We start from the raw sequence: 20,122 nt of genomic DNA, 5'->3' as shown, positions 1-20,122 counted from the left end.
TTGAGTGATAGAATGAATACGATAAAAAGCTAACATTTAGACAGGGTTATGCTTAAGCAGCACTTAGGGCCTAGCCAATCAAGGAGACAACCATGAGCCAAGAGCTCTCATTGTGGCAGCGTTTCGTTGAAGGACTTAACGAGTTCTACCATGCGCCATACCGGCAAACTCTTGCCCGCGCTGCGCGTGATGAAGAAGATTTGTTCATGCTACTGTTATTTGCAGAAAGCTTGGGCATTGATAATCCAGCCAGCTTTTATACCTTAGAGCTACAACCTATATTTCTAGAAAAATTCCATGAGTGGCATACTCGTATGGGTATGGAGCGCTGTCCGCTACAACATGGCGGTTGCTGCTAGCCTTAGTTAATTGAACAATAACAATGGGGCTTGCCCACCTATTTAAATCAGTATGTTTACAGGAGCTCATTATGAGTTTTCAGCCGCTTCAGCAGTTGGCTCGCCAGTTAAATAACACGCCTATTGTCTTCGTTGGGGGTAAAGGTGGGGTAGGTAAGACCACAACGGCAGCGGCATTGGCGGTCAATTTTGCGACTCAGGGTCAGCGTACCTTATTGATTTCGACCGACCCGGCGCACAGTTTAGGAGATATCTTTTCAACCAAACTCGGCCATCAGAAAACAGCGCTGCATGAGCAACTGGATATTATTGAATTAGACCCCGACATTATTATAGATCAGCATTTTGCCCAAGTAGAGCGCACGATTAGCGGCTATGCAAATCCTGAGATGATGCCGAAGATTCAGGCGCATCTCAAACTGTCCAAGACGGCACCGGGGGCGCAGGAGGCCGCGATGCTCGAGTCTATTTGCAAGCATTTGGTCGACGCTGTGGCGGAAGGCTACGAGCATGTCATCTTTGATACTGCACCGACGGGACACACCTTGCGGCTACTCGTATTACCGGAAATGATGGAAGCGTGGACTGACGGATTGCTCACGCAGCAACGCCGGCAGGCTAAACTAAAAAGTGCCGCAGATCATCTAAGTACTGCGACACAAAAAAACCAACTGACCAACCCTTTTGAGAAGGCAGGCAAACCAGACCGTTGGCAACAAGCCGTAGAGGTATTGAGCCGTCGTAAGCAGCTATTCAGTGCCGCGGGCAACTTGCTACACGACAAGGAGAAAACGGCTGTAATCCTAGTGCTGACCGCAGATACGCTACCGATTGAAGAGACCCGCCGCGCTACAGAGCAGTTAAAGTCCGCGCAACTCACGCCAGCGGCTATTGTGGTCAATCAGTTGATTCAACCGCAGCAGAGCGATGACTTTTGGCAACAACGAGCGACCCGCCAGCAGAAATTACTAGCAGAGATTGAGCAGATATTTAGCGACTACCCGCGCTACCAGATGTATCTGCAGAAGACAGATATTCGCGGCTTTGCTGCGCTACAGGCGATAACGGCACAGTAGCGTTTTAAAAAACTAACGACGCAGTTTTCTCGATAGATTCCAAGCGGCATCCATGCGCATCTCGCGAGACTGCTCGCTGTTATTGCCCGTGAAACTGCTCCATTGCGGTTTGCCACGGGCTTTTTTGAGCTCGCTTGGTAATTTATTCGGCTCCCAAGGCGCGATAGACTGCTCTTGTAACTCAGCGACCGGGCTATCGGCAGTTGCCGCATGACCACGATGGCGCAATGACGTTAATAGGTCTTGCGAGCGGGTGGCCAATAAGGTCAAAGTCGCAGGATCGATATACAGACGCTTCACGCCGGCAATCTTGTCAGCAATACTGCCGGTATTCGACAGCAGACCACCGGCGATACCGCCCAGTGCCGCCCCTAAACCTAAGGTCGTGCCTAACGCTGCTGCGTCAATGCCTAACCCTAATAACGCCCCTGCTGCCGCTCCAGAAGTCGTACGAATGCCGTAAGCTTTTAGCAGCTCTGGGTCAAAAGGATCTTGCTGGTATTCTTGCAGCTCTAAAGGCGTGGCCACTGCTGCATTGTCATAAAACTTATACAGGTTAAGTAGCTGACCTTGCATAGCACGCTCGGTTTGGCGCACGGCCTCTTGCATCTCATGCAATACCGGCATCGGGTCATCCTCTTCCTTAATCTCACGCACAAAGGCGGCGACATTCAGCAAGAAATCCGCGATGACGATAGTAGCCTCATCATACAGACGCTCCCAATCTTCTTTGCGGCGATGAATCAGCTGATTGAGTATTTCCGGGTGGGTGAGCATGGTAGCGAGGTTTTGCCAAAGGTGCATCTCATCGTTAAATTCAAAGGCTACTGAATCAAAGCGGGTCGAGATATGCAAGTTACGGCGCGCCAGCATGGTTTGCCACTCACTGATGTTAGCATCTTGGCTATCTGTAAAGTTAAATACGGGCATCACTGGGATAGCTGCCCACGATAGAATCGCCAACTCGTCTTTATATTTACCCAATACCGGCTCACGCGCATCGATTACGTAGACTGCCATATCACTGGCTAGCGCCTGACGAATCACCTTTGCTTCTTGCGAGTAATCCTCAAAATTGCTGCTACTTACCCGCTCATCGCCACCTTTGGCAATATCATTGGCCAAAAATTGTTGCAGTCGCTCGATACCATCACGGCGACTGGCAGTATTGTCCTCAAGCCAGTCCATCAAGCCCGAGGCATCTTCTAATCCTGGAGTGTCATATAAGGCAACGAGCGCTTCACCCGTCTGACTGTCGCTAATAATCGCGCGCTCAACGTGGCGGGTAGTAGCCGCTTCATTTTTAACTTCACCAAAATACATATCGCGTAGCAAAGTGCGCAGGATGGAGGTTTTGCCGGTATTGGTATGGCCCACGACGGCTAATTTCAGTGCTTCACCCGTGGCGAGCGTCGTCCTTGGGGCTTCCTTTAAGATTTCTGACATGGTTTTATCGCCGTTAGCCTCAGCGACTGACTCAGTTTTTTCTAAACTTGTAGCAGGATTGTCTACCATCGTATTAGCCGAGACTTCTGCGGCCATGACTACAGGCTCATTGCCATCAGCCTTGTCTAGCTTAAAGGCCTTATCGGCAAACAATCCTTGCGGCTTAGCTTGACCAGCGTCGATATTAGAGCCAGCATCAGTAGGGCTGTCAGTATTCTTAAAAGGAGTAGACATAGTTTTTATTTCTTGAGTAAAGTTATAAAAGAATTATAAAGTTTATAGAGTTATAAGTTTTTAGCGGCTTATACGACTTATTAGGCTGAGACCAAACCGATTTGCCGTTCGGCTAAGACCGTCTGCCACTGTTGATAACGATCTTTTTCCGCATTATTAATAGTGGTAGAGGCAGCGGCTGAAGGCTCATTGAGTAATTGTACAATCAATCCTTGCTTCGCATGACTGGCAATTTTATCCAGCTTGCGCATAGTGCCACGGTCAGGCAGGGCGTGGGCATGGATACCTAGCAAGACTTGGACAGGGTTATTATCAAGATAACTAAGCAGTCTATCCATATCATCGCGGTCATCTAAGATACCAAAATTATGCACCTGCTCACCGGCTGCTGCAAGATACCACGCGGCATCATCATAGGGATACTCTAAGAGGGCGACGAGCTTTTGTCCTGGCGTCACTTTGGCCACTGGTGCTACGGGTTGCACGCGCTCAATGAAGTCATCCGCATCAACCACTTTACGCTGCCAAAAGCTAATTATCTTTTGATAATAAGGCAGTTTTAAGTCTAAACGCATCTGTTTGCGATTAAACATCAACGCACAAAACGCCCAAGCTATGGCTCTAGGCACGATGCCATACATGAGCAAACTACCAATCAGCAAGCCTGCCCACTGCCGCGCAATAGATAGTGGCATGGCTCCCTGTACCAAGCGACTCTGCGCGATAGCCTCAGCATCAGGCACACTAAAGCCGACCATACTGGGCAACCAGCCGAGCCAATGGGTCAGTGACATCAAGGTCGCATCAGACAGCAGGGTAGACTCCCAACTAAAACTATACTGGCGCACGATAAGCAAAAAGATAATGGCCAGCAGCATCCCCGTCAAAGTCGCTAGCCAAAGCTGATGGCTAAATTTACTGAGATACCAGCGCATCCCCGTATGTTGTAGCTGGCGATCATAAACCGCTACGGCGGCTTGGGTCACATCGTCTTTACCACGAATTAACGCTTTAGGGCTAATAAAGCTGGTAATAATACTGGGAGACTGCTTGCCTTGATTGACTAACGTGAAGACTAGCCAACCCACTAACATCAAAGTATGAAAACCTAATAGACACACCAAGACGTAGAAAAAATTGACCACATTGGCTTGTAGCAAGGTAAATAAACCCACAAAACCTGAGATGCACCACACGATACTCATCACCAGGATAATGCCCTTAATTCGGCCATCAATCTTGCCCAACGTACTCGCCAGCTGCCCATTCATATCAATACGTTCGGCGCGGCGATGCAACTTTTGGATTGGGGTCGCCGTCTCGTCTTGCAACTTTTCAGTGACCAGTAAAGGGTCGGCAGCAAAAACGTGATTTTGGCCTTCTAGCTCGCGCACTAGCTCAGTAAGTTGGTCTTGTTTCGATAGCATTAGGGTGAGGTGTCCATAATAGGGTTCAAAAGACTTCAGGATAATAATACCAACAAGATAAATGCCTAAATAGTGCAGTAGTCATGAATAACTAAGTCAAATCTTGTTTCACTCATTGTAGCTCATTTGCCACAAGGGTTTAGTGTGATTGTGCTGTACTGCTGCGTAGTCAGTTTAGCTATAAGATTAATTTTATTATGAAATATAGAATGAAATTCGATAAATTTCAATTTACATTTCTTAGGGCAAGGCTCATGATAGTGGCACGTATATTCAGGATGAATAATGACGGATTGGGTAGATGGTCCTATTTTAGGACAGTATCCAATCGTGGGGCGATACCACGGCAAAAATTAACAAGCAAGGAGCGCACATATTCATGCAGTCAGAACACTTATCCACTGCTGTCACTAAACGACCAGAAGACGAAAATTTAGGACTATTAGCCAATATTGCTTATGGCTTTCAACACGTTTTAACCATGTATGGTGGCATTATTGCCGTGCCATTAATCGTTGGACAAGCTGCCGGGCTCGGTAGCGCCGAGATCGGCTTGCTCATAGCGGCCTCACTGTTCATCGGAGGCTTAGCTACTGTATTACAAACCCTTGGCATTCCTTTTTTTGGCTGCCAGCTGCCCTTAGTACAGGGCGTATCCTTTGCTAGTGTGGCCACTATTGTAGCTATCGTCACAGCTGGGGGTGGACTGCCTTCGGTATTTGGCGCCGTCATTGCAGCCTCAATTATCGGCTTACTCATTACCCCCATTTTTTCTAAGATTATTCGATTTTTCCCCCCTTTAGTCACCGGTGCCGTCATTACTACCATCGGGTTAACCTTGATGCCTGTAGCCGCGCGTTGGGCGATGGGCGGCAATATGAAGTCGCCTGACTTTGGTAGCATGGCCAACATTGGACTCGCTGCCTTCACCTTAGCTTTAGTGCTAGTATTCAGTAAGTTAGGCAGTGCTGCTATCAGCCGCTTATCTATTTTGCTATCGATGGTAGGAGGGACGCTATTAGCTTGGATGCTCGGCATGGTCGACTTCTCACAAGTCTTAGTCGGCCCCATCTTTGCTTTCCCAACCCCTTTCCATTTTGGTACCCCTGAATTCCATCTGCCTGCCATCATTTCGATGTTCATCGTAGTGTTAGTGATTTTAGTAGAGACCTCAGCGGATGTCTTAGCGGTTGGTGATATCATTGAAACCAAAGTAGATTCTCGCCGCTTGGGCGATGGTCTGCGTGCCGATATGATCTCTAGTGTCATCGCACCCTTATTTGGCTCCTTTACTCAAAGCGCCTTTGCGCAAAACGTAGGCTTGGTCGCTGTAACCGGGGTAAAAAGCCGCTTTGTCGTGACCTTTGCGGGGATTATCCTCATCATTTTAGGCTTGATGCCATTGATGGGTCGCGTGATCGCTGCTGTACCTACCGCGGTCTTAGGCGGTGCGGGGGTCGTGCTGTTTGGTACGGTCGCAGCCAGTGGTATTCGTACCTTAGGTAAGGTGAATTATCAAAACAATATGAACCTGATTATCGTAGCGACCGCTGTTGGTTTTGGTATGCTACCGATTGTTATGCCATCATTCTATGATGCGTTCCCTGATTGGTTTGCCACAATTTTCCATTCGGGTATTAGCTCTACTGCCATCATGGCTATAGCTTTAAACCTGTTGTTTAATCACATGAAGTTAGGCAACTCAGACCAACAGTCGGTATTCGTTGCCGGTACAGAAGATCGCTCGGTACGTCCCGCAGTGATTTTTGACTTAAATGAAGGCGATTACTTTAAAAATGGCAAGTTGTTTGATGCACAAGGTAATGAAGTCGCGGTCGTGCCGTTAAAAGATCGTCCCAAGCCACCTAGCGACCATTAACAGCTCATGTGCTTTAGTCTTAATGTTTAGCTCTATAGGGACTTAGATCTATAACTTCCAAACACATAAAGTCGCCCCCGTTGGCGGCTTTTTTATTTATAAGAATTTTTATTTATGCAGCCTTTTATTATAAAGCTACGCTATTAAGGGGCGGATAGTCAGAATGGTAAGCGTAAACGTGCTATAAATAACACATAAAATCCTATCAAGCACAGGGAAGCGCTCTATGAATAACCTCGCTGCAACGCATAACTTTCTGATTATTGGGGGTACTGGCGGTATTGGGCAAGCTATGATTCAGCAGCTATTGCAGCACAATCCCATTGTGGCGTTAGCGGGCGTACAAATCTTTGCGACTTATCATAGTCGTGAGCCTAGTTTGCAAGCCGATAATCTACATTGGCTGCCTATGGATGTGAGTGATGAAGCTAGTATTGCAGCGGCACTTGCTGATATCAAAGCACAAACGGCACAGCTGCATTGGGTGATTAATGCGGTAGGGTTATTGCACACTACGACAGAAGGTCCGGAAAAGAGTATTCGTCAGCTTGAGCCCGAATACTTTATGCAGAATATGGCCATTAATGCTTTACCGAGTTTGCTGATTGCTAAACATATCAAACCATTGTTAAAACCTGCGGCTGCAACTAAGACCGCAACTACAACGATAGACGCGCCAGCCACTATCTACGCTACTGTATCTGCACGAGTAGGCAGTATTACGGACAATCGCGTGGGCGGCTGGTACAGTTATCGGATGAGCAAAACCGCCCTGAACATGGGCATGAAGACCTTGTCAATAGAATGGGCACGTACGCTAAAACAGGTGTGTGTGGTGGTCTTGCAGCCCGGTACTGTGGATACCGAGCTGTCTAAACCTTTTCAAGGTAACGTACCGGAAGATAAGCTATTTACCGTAGAATATAGTGCAGAAAAACTCCTGTCGGTCTTAGCCACTATGAAGGCTGAACAGACAGGAAGTTTTGTGGATTGGTCGGGGGCGGCTATTCCTTGGTAGGCGTAACCATTCCCAAATAAGGTTAATTGACTACAAATAAGTCCATAAACTCATTCACTGGCGTGTTTTCTAACTGCTGTTGATTGCTACATAGCGCTAAAATTTCCTCACAGCGGCTGTCAACAAAGCGAGTTGCCAAATTAGCACGGAACTTCGCCTCTAATACCGGGATGCCTTCCTCACGGCGACGTTTATGGCCAATCGGGTATTCCACCGCGACTTTATCGGTACTGCTACCGTCTTTAAAGAAGACTTGAATGGCATTGGCAATAGAGCGTTTTTCTGGGTCGAGGTAGTCTTGAGTGTAGCGTTCGTCCTCTTCCACCACCATCTTACTGCGCAGCTCATCGATGGACAGATGCTGCTCGTGGTAGCTGTCCTCGTAGTTTTCTGCAATTAAATCACCGGTTAATAACGGCACAGCGACCATATATTGTAGGCAATGATCCCGGTCGGCGGGATTGGCAAGCGTCCCTTCTTTAGAAATAATGCGAATCGCGGACTCATGAGTGGTTAAGATAATTTTATCGATATCCTCGACACGATTTTCCACCTGGGGATGCAGAATGACTGCCGCCTCACAAGCGGTCTGCGCATGGAACTCTGCAGGGAAACTAATCTTAAATAAGATATTTTCCATCACATAAGTGCCAAAATCGCGTTGGAATTTAAACTGACGCTCGCCTTCAGGTTTGGTCGCTAGGTCTTTATTGGTATGGCTAAACAGCACATCATAGAAGCCCCATTGCGGTGCGGATAGGACACCGGGGATACCCATCTCACCACGTTTGGTGATATCGACTAAACGTACCGCACGACTGGTAGCGTCACCCGCTGCCCAAGATTTACGACTGCCAGCATTAGGCGCATGACGGTAAGTTCTTAGGGCTTGACCATCGACTAACGCTTGTGAGATAGCCGCCATGATACGCTCACGCGGTAAGTTTTGCAGTTTAGCGACCACAGCAGTAGAGGCTAGTTTCACCAAAAACACATGGTCTAATCCCACCCGGTTAAACGAATTCTCTAATGCTAGCACCCCTTGAATCTCATGCGCCATAATCATGGCTTCTAGCACCGCTTTCATGGTTAGTGGGGCACGGCCTTGGCTGATATTCACCTGACTAATATAGTCAGCAATCGCTAAAATACCGCCTAAGTTATCAGAGGGGTGGCCCCATTCTGCAGCGAGCCAAGTGTCGTTATAGTCGAGCCAGCGCACCATACAACCGATATCAAAGGCTGCCTTGATCGGGTCTAAGCGATGGGAAGTGCCGGGTACGCGAGCGCCATAAGGGGTAAACTGTCCGGGAAAATCAGGACCTAGGTGTTTGGTACATTCGGGAAAGCGCAGGGCAAGCAAGCCACAGCCTAGCGTATCTATTAGACAATGGCGCGCGGTATGCCAAGCCGTATCCGCATTAGGCGACTCACTATTAATATCAAAATTTAAAACATAATCGGCAATTTTTTGAATCTCAATATCGTAATCGGGGCGGACATTGCTTTCCACATTAATTGAAGCGTTGTTTTGCTTGTTATTGGTTATCGTCGTCATTGCTAATCCTTTTTATCATTATTTTATGTATTTGATAATCATTCTTATTTAGAATAACACAGACGTGAGTAAACAACAATGCACTCGGAGGCATTTTGTGTTCTATGTTGGTAGGAGAATTAAGAGAAGGAGGGTGTTTTATGACACAAGGAAAAGGGTAGCATCCTGTAGAAAGCAAAAATTGAGATGAGTAGTTAACTTGATTTTGGTAGAAAAATACATTTTATACAGCTGGGGTTAATAACTGCCATTTGCAGCAGTTATTAACCCATCATAGCGCTGTTAAATCGCCAGATATAACAAGCCAGCAATAAATAAAGTGGTCAACAGAATCAGTAGGGTATAGAGAATTTTGTTTACCGTAGGAGCTTCGGTAAGCTGAGCAGCGACTTTCTTTTTCTTAGCCACTTGCTGAATCATAGTGACGTGCTCGATATTATCCTCAAGGTAAACCTCACCATCAGGGACAAAACCTAAGGACTCATAGAAGCTGAGCAGGTAGGTTTGCGCAGAGATGATAATCGGCTTTTTGCCATACTTCTTACGGCAGTATTTGATAGCCTGCAGCATGATTTCGCGCGCCAGCCCATCACCGCGATGCTCAGGCATGATTAATACTCGACCAATAGATGGCATGGGGCCAAGGGCTTTAGATTCTGCGGTCTTAGATTTTACCTTGTTAAACTCGGGCGGAATAATACGGCAGTAACCGACCAGCACCGCATTTTGATGTGCCACTAAATGCAGACAGTCAAAATCGACGTCATCCATATCTTGATAAGCACAATTTTGCTCAACAACAAAGACTTGGGAGCGTGCTTTAAGGATGTGGTAAAGATCTACTGAGGTTAGGTCGTCAAAGGTTTTTATGGAAAATTCACAGGTCATAAGTAGCAAGCTTCTGGCAATGAAACGATAGTTAAAAGAAAAGTTAGGGCGTTAGCTGGCGACTACTAAATTTTCTTAGCCGCCATTATATAGCGCGCATGATAGCATTACCGTTTGCAAAAGTTTGCATAATTCATACTGCTAAGTAAGCCTGTAAGAGAGCGACTATAACGCTTAGCTGCTTAAAGTGTCTCTAATCTTATCCAAATTCAGACTATCTGACATTGCGGTAAAGATTTCATAGTATTTACCACGTTGTTCATAAAGCTCTTCGTGTGTGCCAGTCTCAACCACTCGGCCATGTTCAATGACTACCAAATCATCAGCATCGATAATCTGCGCAATACTGTGCGAGACGATAATCACGGTGCGGTCTTTTTTAATCAAATCCAAGCTGTGCTTAATCTGCTGGCTAGCAATCGCGTCAAGACTGGCTGTAGGCTCATCCAAAAAGACAATCGGCGGATCTTTTAAGAACATCCGCGCTAAGGCAATACGCTGCTGCTGACCACCCGATAGAGACTTGGCCTCGCTATCATAACCTTGAGGTAATTCTAATATTTGCTCATGAATGGATGCTTTCTTAGCGGCGACGATGATGTCATCAATGCTAGCTGCCATGTTACCGTAGCGGATATTCTCGCTAATCGTACCGCCAAAAATGTGATTTTTTTGCAGCACTAGGCCAACTTGCTCGCGCAGCTCCTGCGTATCATAATCGACTAGATCGTGACCATCTAAGCAAATTTGACCGCCCGTTGGCTCATAAAACTTCACCAGTAAGTTAATAATGGTACTTTTACCCGCACCGCTTAGACCCACCAATGCCGTAATGCGGTTGGGTTTAATGCTAAAGCTAACATCGCGCAAGGCTTGGGTGCCATTAGGATAAGTAAAATCGACATGTTTGAGTTCGATGTTCCCCTTAACATGGGAACTACTGATGCCACCCACTTTTTCAACTTGGTCGTCGTCTTCTAAAATATCAAAAAAGCCTTCAGCATAAGTAAGCGCATTATTAATTTCATCGTAAATGCGGTGCAACTGGCGAATAGGCGCGGCGACGTTTTGGAACAGTAGGACATGAAACATAATCATGCCAATGGTCATCTCTCCTTTGAGTACAAAATATGAGGTCAGTAGAATGATAGCGACGACCCCAATTTGCTCGATAAAGGTCTTTACCGCGTCATAAACGAAAGCAATACTGCGGGTTTTGAGCTGGTTGTCGGTCATCTCTTTTTGTAAATCAAAGTGCTTGTCTGACTCAATAGGTTCGCGCACAAAAGATTTGACCACGCTAATAGAATTAATCAGCGAGATAATTAGACCACTTTTTCGCTCACGAAAGTCGCGCATTTGGCGACGGAAGCCACGCAATCGCATCGCCTGCTTTTGACTAATAAAGAAATAGATCGGCACAATGATGAGACCAACCATGCCCACCCAAAAGTTGGCGGTAAACATAATCACTAGCGCGACGATAGCATTGGCAAACAATGGCAGCATATCGATAAAGAGGTTTTGTACCAGTCGGGTTAGGCTACTGACCCCCAGATCAATACGGGTTTGTAATTTACCGCTGTCATTTTCTTCACTAGTATAAAAAGACATGCGATAGGTCAAGATACGCTCGACCACTCGTTGGGACAAATCACGAGAGAGGTTAATACGGATCTTTTCGCCAAAGAAGCGCTGACCAAAAGACAGCCCTGCCGAGATAATTTCTTTGACCAGTAACACCACGCTAATGATAGTCAGCATTTGGATACCCGCCTGCCAAGGGTCCGCTAGGGTAGCAATCTCAGTCAAGCGATCGACGGTATAGCGCAGTACAAAGGCGTTAACCTGCGAGGTAAACGACCCCAGCACAGTTAGGGTCAACGTACCTATGATGAGCAGCCGGTACGGTTTGGCAAACGCAGCTAGCTTTTTGAGGATATTCCACAGCAGCTCGCCGCGCTCTACTTTATTGCTTGGCGGTTGATTAAAAGGCGTTTTAGTCAAGCCAACGACCGTTTGCGCGGTAGCGGGCTTGTCTGTAGTTTTATTTGAGGAAGACTTATTTAAAGCAGATTCCGAGGATTTCGGCATAGCGGTTCAAACTCATTCGTATCAATTTTAAAAGCAACTCAATTTTAAAAGCAATCTGCAGGCACAAACACTTCACCGACCATAATACGACGGGCAGAGCGGCTCATTGAGACTTTCTTGGCCTGCCAGCGACCATCATTATTCTCCGTCTTACCACCGACTAATAGCGTGCCTGACGGGTGACCAAAGCGCACTTCTGACAATTCACCCCCTCCGGCGGCTTGGTTGACTAACGTACCAGGCGTAGTAGCGGCGGCAGCGATGGCGACAGCAGCGGTGCCCATCATGGCATGGTGCAATTGGCCCATACTCATCGCACGCACAACCAGGTCAATGTCTTCGCCAGCGACGGTTTTGCCACTAGAGGCGGTATAAGTAGTAGCTGGCGCGACCCAAGCTATTTTAGGGATATGCTGACTCTTTTCCGCTTCACTAACGTCTTGGAACAGACCCATGGCGACACCGCCTTGTGCACGAATACTCTCTAGCTTCTGTTGCAGCTCGCTATGACCATTGATCGCCCCTTGCAGCTCGGTGCCATTAAAGCCTAGGTCTTCAGCTTTCATAAAGATAGTCGGGATACCGGCTGTGATAAAGGTGGCCTCGAAAGTTTGGCTATTGCCCTCACTATCGGTGATCGTAAAGCCGTCAACCAGATTGTTGGTCGGAAACATACTGCTATCGCCATCGACCGGGTCGATAAACTCAATTTTGACCTCTGCCGCTGGAAAGGTAACGCCGTCCAGCTCAAAATCACCGGTTTCTTGTACTTGGATATTGCCTTGTTCATCGGTATAGACGGGCACATGAGCAATGATAGTTTTGCCAATATTCTCTTGCCATATGCGCACTTCACAAATACCGTTATCAGGAATACGACTGTCATCAACAAGGCCCATGTTAATAGCACAAGCGCCCACCGCTGCGGTTAAGTTACCACAGTTGCCTGCCCAATCAATCATTGGCTTTGCGATATTGACCTGACCGAATAGATAGTTGACATCGTGGTCGGCTTGCTTGGCTTTAGACAGGATGACGGTCTTGGAAGTCGATGAGCTACCATTGCCTAAGCCATCAATCTGCTTGCCATAAGGGTCTGGGCTACCAATGACGCGTAGTAAAAACTGGTCACGTGCCGCGCCTGGGACTTGGCAGCGCTCAGGCAAGTCAGACAGCTTAAAAAATGTGCCTTTTGAGGTGCCACCACGCATATAGGTAGCCGGTACAGAGATTTGCGCGGCAGGGCGGGCAGCTTGGTTTGCAGATTGGCTCATGGATAAATCCTTTTAAAATAGGTTGGAAAATAAAAGTTAAATTGTTAATTTAAAATTAAAGGGTTAAAGCTAAGGGTCAAAATAGCCCGTTAAATTAGACTACATTGACAATTTAATTATGGTAATATTTTTAAAAGTTAATGTTTTCAAGAGCTACTATTTTGAGGCTTAGGATGGCGACCACTAGTATTCGATTGGACAAAGCGTTGGTAGATAGGGCCACTGTACTTTCACAGACTTATCATCGCACGACGCCCAAACAAATTATGCACTGGGCCACGATTGGCCAGATAATGGAAGAGCACCCCGAGCTGTCTTACGAATTCGTCCGGCAACTACTAACCGCTCAATCCGAAATCGATGCTGGTATGATCGAACCTTACGAGTTTGGGTGATTGATTATGCAATATTTACCAGCATTATCCATAATCCAAACCTATAGCTTTAAACAAAGCGTTCAAAAGCTCTCTGCTAAGCAAAAATTAGCTCTAGATGACACCATAAAAGACATCGTCGACGAACTGGCTTTATTGCCCGAAGAGCCTGGGGTAATAATGCTAGATAAAGTCTATAAATTTAAGACCCTGCAACACTTTACCACTTTGGTCTATCAAGTCGATAACGGTCAGCTGATTCTCACGCAGCTTATGCTAGGCACTAATAATAGCTTTTACCATAATATTAAATGGGACTTTGTAATAAGAGGCAAGCTAGTTTCTTTGTTTTTTGCTTGGGGCAGTATTTTTAAACTCAAAATTCTTTCTGAGTGAATTTTATTTTTCTTAATTATCTTGGGCTTGCCAATATAGATAATCTCTCCATACTGCATATGTCCATGCCAATTGCATACTCATCGCAGTTCCCAGTTAAGCTTCATCAGTATCTATCTGATCTGCAGAATTTACCAACTCTCTAACTTAAGTCTTACCCACTTTATATTGGGCTATGGAGTCAGCGAGATGAGCTGCGTTTGCAGGCGACTTTAATAAGTGGACCGTCTCCATCAGACTGTTGTAATAATCCAAAGACATGATGACCGCATCATCGGCATCACGACGTGTGACAATAGTCGCACCCGCATTTTCGATGACCGTATCTAATACCGATTTAAAGTTTTTTCTAGCTTCTGAAAAAGTAATGACCCGCATAACGATTCCTAGAGTTGTACGATGTGTATTAAATGTTGCGCCATTCTATAATACCCTACAATGTTAAAAAGGATTTCGTTAGCTTAAAAGTCATTAGTCAGTAACGCTTCTAAAGTTACCTCCACGGCATCTGGTATCTGACTCTTACGGGCTTCAACAATTTTGCCTAACTCAAAGTCTTCAATAATCTCTATCATTCTTTCATAGGTCTCTACAGGCACTAGATAAGCTGAAGGTTTATTATGATTTAAAATGGCAATGGGCTGCCCATTAGCTTGTTTAAGTAAAGCAGTTGGATTGCGTTTTAGCTCAGAAATACTGGCTGTTTGGTTGGCAAATATAGGATGCATCAAAGATTCTCCAGATAAAATTAGCCGTAATAAGCACTAAATAATGTTTTATCTTAGTACTTTCTAGCACCTTTGATATTACCTTTATCTTAATGACTTATTCATCTATTGAAGACAGTAACTGTAATTTATAGGCTATATCAGCTGATAACCCTACACTAATCCTGATAAAACAAACCCCATCTTAATAGACAGGGTTTATTTTTAATAATTCCATAACAGCTACGGACTAAGCCACGCTATTGGCTAAAAACTCTTTAGCAAAGCGCTGTAGCATACCGCCGTTGTTATACATTTCAACTTCATCTTCCGTATCTAAACGGACGATGAGATCAACGTTTTCAACGCTGCCGTCTTGACGGTTGATCACTAGGGTCATCTCGCCACCCGCACTTGGCGTACCGATAACGTCATAGGTCTCAGTACCATTCAATTTTAGCGTCTGACGGTTGGTATCAGGCTTAAATTGTAATGGCAAGACCCCCATACCCACTAGGTTCTGACGGTGAATACGCTCGAAGTTTTCAGCGACGATACATTCGACCCCAGCTAGACGCACGCCTTTAGCAGCCCAGTCACGGCTTGAGCCTTGACCATAGCCATCACCGGCGATGATGATTAGAGGCTCGTCACGATTCATATAGGTCTCAATCGCTTCCCACATACGCATCGTCACGCCTTCAGGCTCTACGCGAGCGTAAGACCCTTGCTTAATGCTACCATCTTCATCACGAACCATCTCGTTGAGCAGTTTCGGGTTGGCAAAAGTAGCACGCTGTGCAGTTAAGTGATCGCCGCGATGGGTAGCGTAAGAGTTAAAGTCTTCTTCAGGCACTTGCATATAAGCCAAGTACTCGCCAGCCGCACTGCTTGCCATAATCGCATTTGATGGTGACAAGTGATCGGTGGTGATGTTATCCCCTAAGATAGCTAGCGGACGCATACCTTTAAGACGGTTGGCACGTGCCATAGCGCCTTCCCAATAAGGCGGACGACGGATATAGGTACTCATCTCGCGCCAGTTATATAGCGGGGCTGAGCGGGCAGCATCGACAGCAGCCTCATCAAACATTGGGATATAAACCGCATCAAACTGCTCAGACTTCACGTGCTTAGCCACCAGATCGATGATTTCTTGATCGTCAGGCCAGATGTCTTTTAAGTAGACCGGATTATTGTCTTTATCGTAGCCTAAGATATCTTTTTCGATATCAAAGCGAATCGTACCAGCGATAGCATAAGCGACGACTAGCGGCGGTGAGGCCAAGTAAGCTTCTTTCGCATACGGATGGATACGGCCATCGAAGTTACGGTTACCAGACAACACAGCTGTCGCATACAGGTCACGATCAACGATTTCTTGTTGGATGACTGGGTCTAGCGCGCCACTCATACCATTACAAGTCGTACAAGCAAAACCGACGATGCCGAAACCAAGCTCTTCTAAATCGTCCATCAAACCCGAATCTTCAAGATAAAGTTGGACAGTCTTAGAGCCGGGAGCTAGCGATGTTTTGACCCAAGGCTTACGTTGTAAACCAAGACGGGCGGCGTTACGAGCAATCAGACCAGCAGCAATCATGTTGCGTGGGTTTGACGTATTCGTACAGCTAGTAATGGCAGCGATAATCACGGCGCCATCCGACATTAAGCCATCTTCGCTAGTGGGTAAAGCTTCGTTTTCTTTGTGCGCGATACCACGGATAGCGAGCTCACTTGTCGGAACGCGGGCGTGCGGACGTGATGGACCGGCTAAGTTACGAGTCACTTGACCTAAGTCAAACTGTAGGACGCGCTCGTATTCCGCATTAACCATGCCGTCAGCCCATAGGCCCGTTTCTTTGGCATATTGCTCAACGAGCTTGATTTGCTCTTCAGTACGGCCAGTCAGACGTAGATAATCAATCGTCTGCTCATCGATAGAGAACATCGCTGCAGTCGCGCCGTATTCTGGCGTCATGTTGGAGATCGAAGCACGGTCACCAACAGTCAGGCTACGCGCGCCTTCACCGAAGAATTCGATGTAAGTCGATACAACGCCTTCGTTACGCAAGAATTCAGTCATCGCTAATACTAAGTCAGTACCGGTGATGCCCGGTTTGATTTTGCCGGTAATTTCCACGCCCACGTAATCCGGACGACGCATCATAGAAGGGTTGCCTAACATGACACTTTCGGCTTCCAAACCACCTACACCGATGGAGATAACGCCTAGCGCATCAACCATTGGTGTATGGCTGTCGGTACCGACTAAGGTATCCGGGAAGGCAAATTTCTCGCCAGCTTGGTTCGCAGCAACCTGCACCACTGGAGACATTTTCTCCAAGTTGATTTGGTGCATGATGCCGTTACCCGGTGGCACGACGTTGACGTTATCAAAGGCAGTCTGACACCAGTTGATGAAGTGAAAACGGTCATCGTTGCGGCGCTCTTCGATAGCACGGTTCTTTTGGAAAGCGTCTTTTTCAAAACCCGCATGCTCAACCGCTAATGAGTGGTCAACGATCAATTGCGTAGGCACGATTGGATTGACTTTAGACGGGTCACCACCTTGTTCAGCGATGGCATCACGTAGGCCGGCAAGATCGACAAAAGCGGTCTGACCCAAGATGTCGTGACAAACGACGCGGGCAGGGAACCACGGCCAATCTAGCGTTTGCTTACGCTCGATATGCTGTTTAAGCGCTGCGGTCAGCTCTTCAGGCGCACAACGACGCACTAAGTTTTCTGCAAATACTTTTGAGCAAAACGGGAGTTTGTCATACGCGCCAGCTTCTATTTCATCAACGGCGGCGCGAGTGTCGAAATAATACAAATCAGTGCCAGGCAGCTGTTTTTTGTATTTTTCGTTCATAGGTTGGACTAGGGTGGTCATAGAGTACCTTTTAAATAGCTAATAATTGGCTGTCTAGGGGCATTGCAGCTTAACCGCGATCGCCTATCGCTGGTACTGAACGGGGCTCTTCACCGATATACTCAGCACTTGGGCGGATGATACGGTTATTTGAGCGTTGCTCGAACACGTGAGCGGCCCAACCGGTTAGACGTGAGCACACGAAGATTGGCGTAAATAGTTTGGTAGGAATGCCCATGAAGTGATACGTTGAAGCATGGAAGAAATCCGCATTACAGAACAATTTCTTTTCGCGCCACATGACTTCTTCACAACGTACAGATACTGGGTAAAGTACGGTATCACCCACATCAGTGGCCAATTTCTCTGCCCACTCTTTGATGATGACGTTACGTGGATCAGACTCGCTATAGATAGCATGACCAAAGCCCATGATTTTATCTTTACGCTCAAGCATGCCCATTAGGCCTTCTTCAGCGGCATCTGGTGAATCGAAGCTTTCGATTAAGTCCATAGCGGCTTCGTTAGCACCGCCATGCAATGGGCCACGTAGCGTACCAATAGCACCAGTGATGCAAGAGAAGATGTCTGACAAGGTTGAAGCACAAACACGCGCGGTAAAGGTAGAGGCGTTAAACTCATGCTCAGCATATAGAATCAATGAAACGTTCATAACGCGCTCGTGCAATTCGCTTGGCGCTTTACCGTTTAATAGGTGTAAGAAATGGCCACCGATAGTCGCATCGTCAGTCACGCAATCGATTTTTTCGCCATCATGGCTGAAGCGGTACCAGTAGTTAATGATGCTTGGGAAAGCGGCTAGCATACGATTGGTTTTTTCTAACTGCTGCTCAAAGCTGTCTTCAGGCTCCAAGTTACCTAGCATAGAGCAACCGGTACGCAAGACATCCATTGGATGCGCGTCTTGTGGAATGCGCTCTAGTACGTCTTTTAAGGCTTGCGGGATGTCACGCAGCTGCTTTAATTCAGCTTGATAAGCGTCTAATTGCGCTTGCGTAGGTAGCTCACCGTAAAGCAGTAAATAAGCGACTTCTTCAAAGATACAGGCTTCTGCTAAGTCTTTGACATCATAGCCACGATAGGTCAAGCCTGAGCCTGATTTGCCCACGGTAGAAAGAGCGGTTTGACCAGCGATCTGACCACGTAGTCCTGCGCCTGTAAGTTGTTTGCCTGCTGCCATAATAAATTCCTTTTCGCTTAATGAGTGGGTGATAACTTAATTAAAAATTGCGTTAAAATTTCGATTTACTTTTTATCTGCAAATAATTTATCTAGCGTTTGCTCAAACTGGTGGTAGTTTAAGAAATCATACAGCTCCATACGCGTCTGCATAGTGTCGACGACGTTTTCTTGCGTGCCATCGCTCATTAGATGCTGATAGACGTTTAGCGCGGCTTTGTTCATCGCACGGAAAGCGGATAGCGGGTATAGCACCATCTCAACGCCGACTTTGTACAGTTGCTCAGTCGTGTATAAATCCGTCTGACCAAATTCAGTCATATTGGCGAGTACTGGAATATCAAGCACATCTGTGAACTTGCGATACATTTCGATATCGGTTAAAGCTTCAGCAAAAATCATATCTGCACCGGCTTCTTGGAAGGCAACCGCACGCTCAACCGCCGCTTCTAGACCTTCAACCGATAGCGCATCAGTACGTGCCATTACGACGAAGTTCGGGTCGGTTTTAGCATCTAAAGCCGCTTTTAAACGGTCAACCATTTCGCCAGTAGAGACGATTTCTTTATTGGGACGGTGACCACAGCGTTTCTGTGCCACTTGGTCTTCGATATGTACAGCAGCGACGCCAGCACGTTCCATTTTCTTGACGGTTTGGGCGATGTTAAAAGCGCCACCCCAACCGGTATCGATGTCTACCAATAGCGGGGTATCCACGGCATTGGTGATGCGGCTAGCGTCTTCTAAAACGTTATCCAAGCTGGTCATGCCTAGGTCAGGCAAGCCATAAGAAGCATTCGCCACGCCAGCACCCGATAGGTAAAGGGCTTTATGACCCACTTCAGTCGCCATCATCGCAGTATAAGCGTTGATAGCACCGACGATTTGTAAAGGTTGGTTGCTTGATTTTTGTTGCTCGAGGGCATCGCGAAAGCGTTTGCCGGCAGAAGAAGTCGTCATGATAGCGTCCTTGTCTGAATATTAGAGGGGGAAAGAATAGAATTGTTATATAAGAAATAGGTATACCACTAAGAATACGATGTTTTCTCTAGTAAACAAAGTCGCTAAAATCTCCAATAGTCAATTTAAAATTATTATATAGTTTAATTTATATTATATGATTCATTTATTGAATACTTATATCAAATTAGTGAGTAATAGGGCGGATTAATATTTACCAGTGGCATAGCCGTCTTATCAAGACAGTATTTTAATTTACAAAAAAATAACAATTCAATGGACAGAGGCAGGGTGTAGAGGGTTTTAACGAAAGAAGGGGTGTATAGCTCAGCCCTAAGTGAATAGTGCCAATACAGA

Annotated in this window: 17 protein-coding genes; 6 read left to right on the top strand and 11 right to left on the bottom strand. The window is 46.4% G+C overall.

The features are described from left to right. Positions 1-92: 92 nt before the first annotated feature. A complete protein-coding gene (locus ACZ2XM_RS08415) occupies positions 93-359 on the top strand; it encodes a cory-CC-star protein (RefSeq protein WP_490589370.1) in 267 nt (88 codons plus the stop codon). 71 nt (positions 360-430) lie between these two features. Further along, the gene (locus tag ACZ2XM_RS08410; RefSeq protein WP_490589371.1) at positions 431-1,435 is read left to right on the top strand and encodes an ArsA family ATPase; all 1,005 of its coding nucleotides are present in this window, start codon (positions 431-433) and stop codon (positions 1,433-1,435) included. Positions 1,436-1,447: 12 nt separating this feature from the next. On the opposite strand, the gene ACZ2XM_RS08405 is transcribed toward ACZ2XM_RS08410, so the two are convergent. Beyond that, on the bottom strand, positions 1,448-3,115 hold the full coding sequence (locus tag ACZ2XM_RS08405) for a DUF3482 domain-containing protein (protein WP_490589372.1): 1,668 nt from the start codon (positions 3,113-3,115) through the stop codon (positions 1,448-1,450). An 80-nt stretch (positions 3,116-3,195) separates the two neighbouring features. Further along, positions 3,196-4,542 carry a DUF2868 domain-containing protein gene (locus ACZ2XM_RS08400; RefSeq protein ID WP_490589373.1) on the bottom strand — a complete coding sequence of 449 codons (1,347 nt, stop codon included), beginning with the start codon at positions 4,540-4,542 and terminating at the stop codon, positions 3,196-3,198. A gap of 379 nt (positions 4,543-4,921) precedes the next feature. Between ACZ2XM_RS08400 and ACZ2XM_RS08395 the strand changes: the two genes are divergently transcribed. Together ACZ2XM_RS08395 and ACZ2XM_RS08390 are read left to right on the top strand one after the other, a co-directional pair. Then, positions 4,922-6,421: a nucleobase:cation symporter-2 family protein gene (locus ACZ2XM_RS08395; protein ID WP_490589374.1), complete on the top strand. Its 1,500-nt coding sequence runs from the start codon at positions 4,922-4,924 to the stop codon at positions 6,419-6,421. A 226-nt stretch (positions 6,422-6,647) separates the two neighbouring features. Then, positions 6,648-7,439 (top strand): SDR family oxidoreductase, encoded by a 792-nt coding sequence (locus ACZ2XM_RS08390; RefSeq protein WP_490589375.1) that lies wholly within the window; start codon positions 6,648-6,650, stop codon positions 7,437-7,439. Positions 7,440-7,461: 22 nt separating this feature from the next. Here ACZ2XM_RS08390 and ACZ2XM_RS08385 read toward each other — a convergent pair whose 3' ends face one another. From ACZ2XM_RS08385 to prpF, 4 genes are all read right to left on the bottom strand, one after another. Then, positions 7,462-8,997: a bifunctional 2-methylcitrate dehydratase/aconitate hydratase gene (locus ACZ2XM_RS08385; RefSeq protein WP_490589376.1), complete on the bottom strand. Its 1,536-nt coding sequence runs from the start codon at positions 8,995-8,997 to the stop codon at positions 7,462-7,464. Between the two features lie 282 nt (positions 8,998-9,279). Continuing rightward, the gene (locus tag ACZ2XM_RS08380; RefSeq protein ID WP_490589377.1) at positions 9,280-9,885 is read right to left on the bottom strand and encodes a GNAT family N-acetyltransferase; all 606 of its coding nucleotides are present in this window, start codon (positions 9,883-9,885) and stop codon (positions 9,280-9,282) included. Positions 9,886-10,059: 174 nt separating this feature from the next. Next, positions 10,060-11,979 carry an ABC transporter ATP-binding protein gene (locus ACZ2XM_RS08375; RefSeq protein WP_490589378.1) on the bottom strand — a complete coding sequence of 640 codons (1,920 nt, stop codon included), beginning with the start codon at positions 11,977-11,979 and terminating at the stop codon, positions 10,060-10,062. A 44-nt stretch (positions 11,980-12,023) separates the two neighbouring features. Continuing rightward, positions 12,024-13,253, bottom strand: coding sequence for a 2-methylaconitate cis-trans isomerase PrpF (gene prpF, locus ACZ2XM_RS08370; protein ID WP_490589379.1), 1,230 nt, complete (start codon positions 13,251-13,253; stop codon positions 12,024-12,026). 173 nt (positions 13,254-13,426) lie between these two features. On the opposite strand from prpF, the gene ACZ2XM_RS08365 reads away from it, so the two are divergent. Further along, positions 13,427-13,648 carry a TA system antitoxin ParD family protein gene (locus ACZ2XM_RS08365; RefSeq protein ID WP_490589380.1) on the top strand — a complete coding sequence of 74 codons (222 nt, stop codon included), beginning with the start codon at positions 13,427-13,429 and terminating at the stop codon, positions 13,646-13,648. A gap of 6 nt (positions 13,649-13,654) precedes the next feature. Continuing rightward, a complete protein-coding gene (locus tag ACZ2XM_RS08360; RefSeq protein ID WP_490589381.1) occupies positions 13,655-14,023 on the top strand; it encodes a type II toxin-antitoxin system RelE/ParE family toxin in 369 nt (122 codons plus the stop codon). 147 nt (positions 14,024-14,170) lie between these two features. Here ACZ2XM_RS08360 and ACZ2XM_RS08355 read toward each other — a convergent pair whose 3' ends face one another. The 5 genes from ACZ2XM_RS08355 to prpB form a co-directional block, all read right to left on the bottom strand. Further along, a complete protein-coding gene (locus ACZ2XM_RS08355; protein WP_490589382.1) occupies positions 14,171-14,401 on the bottom strand; it encodes a type II toxin-antitoxin system Phd/YefM family antitoxin in 231 nt (76 codons plus the stop codon). Positions 14,402-14,484: 83 nt separating this feature from the next. Next, a complete protein-coding gene (locus ACZ2XM_RS08350) occupies positions 14,485-14,751 on the bottom strand; it encodes a type II toxin-antitoxin system Phd/YefM family antitoxin (protein WP_490589461.1) in 267 nt (88 codons plus the stop codon). 229 nt (positions 14,752-14,980) lie between these two features. Beyond that, positions 14,981-17,605 (bottom strand): Fe/S-dependent 2-methylisocitrate dehydratase AcnD, encoded by a 2,625-nt coding sequence (gene acnD, locus ACZ2XM_RS08345; protein WP_490589462.1) that lies wholly within the window; start codon positions 17,603-17,605, stop codon positions 14,981-14,983. A 70-nt stretch (positions 17,606-17,675) separates the two neighbouring features. Then, positions 17,676-18,806, bottom strand: coding sequence for a bifunctional 2-methylcitrate synthase/citrate synthase (gene prpC / locus ACZ2XM_RS08340; RefSeq protein WP_490589383.1), 1,131 nt, complete (start codon positions 18,804-18,806; stop codon positions 17,676-17,678). Positions 18,807-18,871: 65 nt separating this feature from the next. Next, positions 18,872-19,765, bottom strand: a complete 894-nt coding sequence (gene prpB / locus ACZ2XM_RS08335; RefSeq protein ID WP_490589384.1) for a methylisocitrate lyase — start codon at positions 19,763-19,765, stop codon at positions 18,872-18,874. Positions 19,766-20,122 lie beyond the last annotated feature (357 nt).

Source organism: Psychrobacter sp. CoH-33_TS_01 (genome assembly GCF_058189395.1).
The sequence above is the reverse complement of the archived record's forward strand: the minus strand, read 5'-3'. Positions and strand labels throughout refer to the sequence as shown.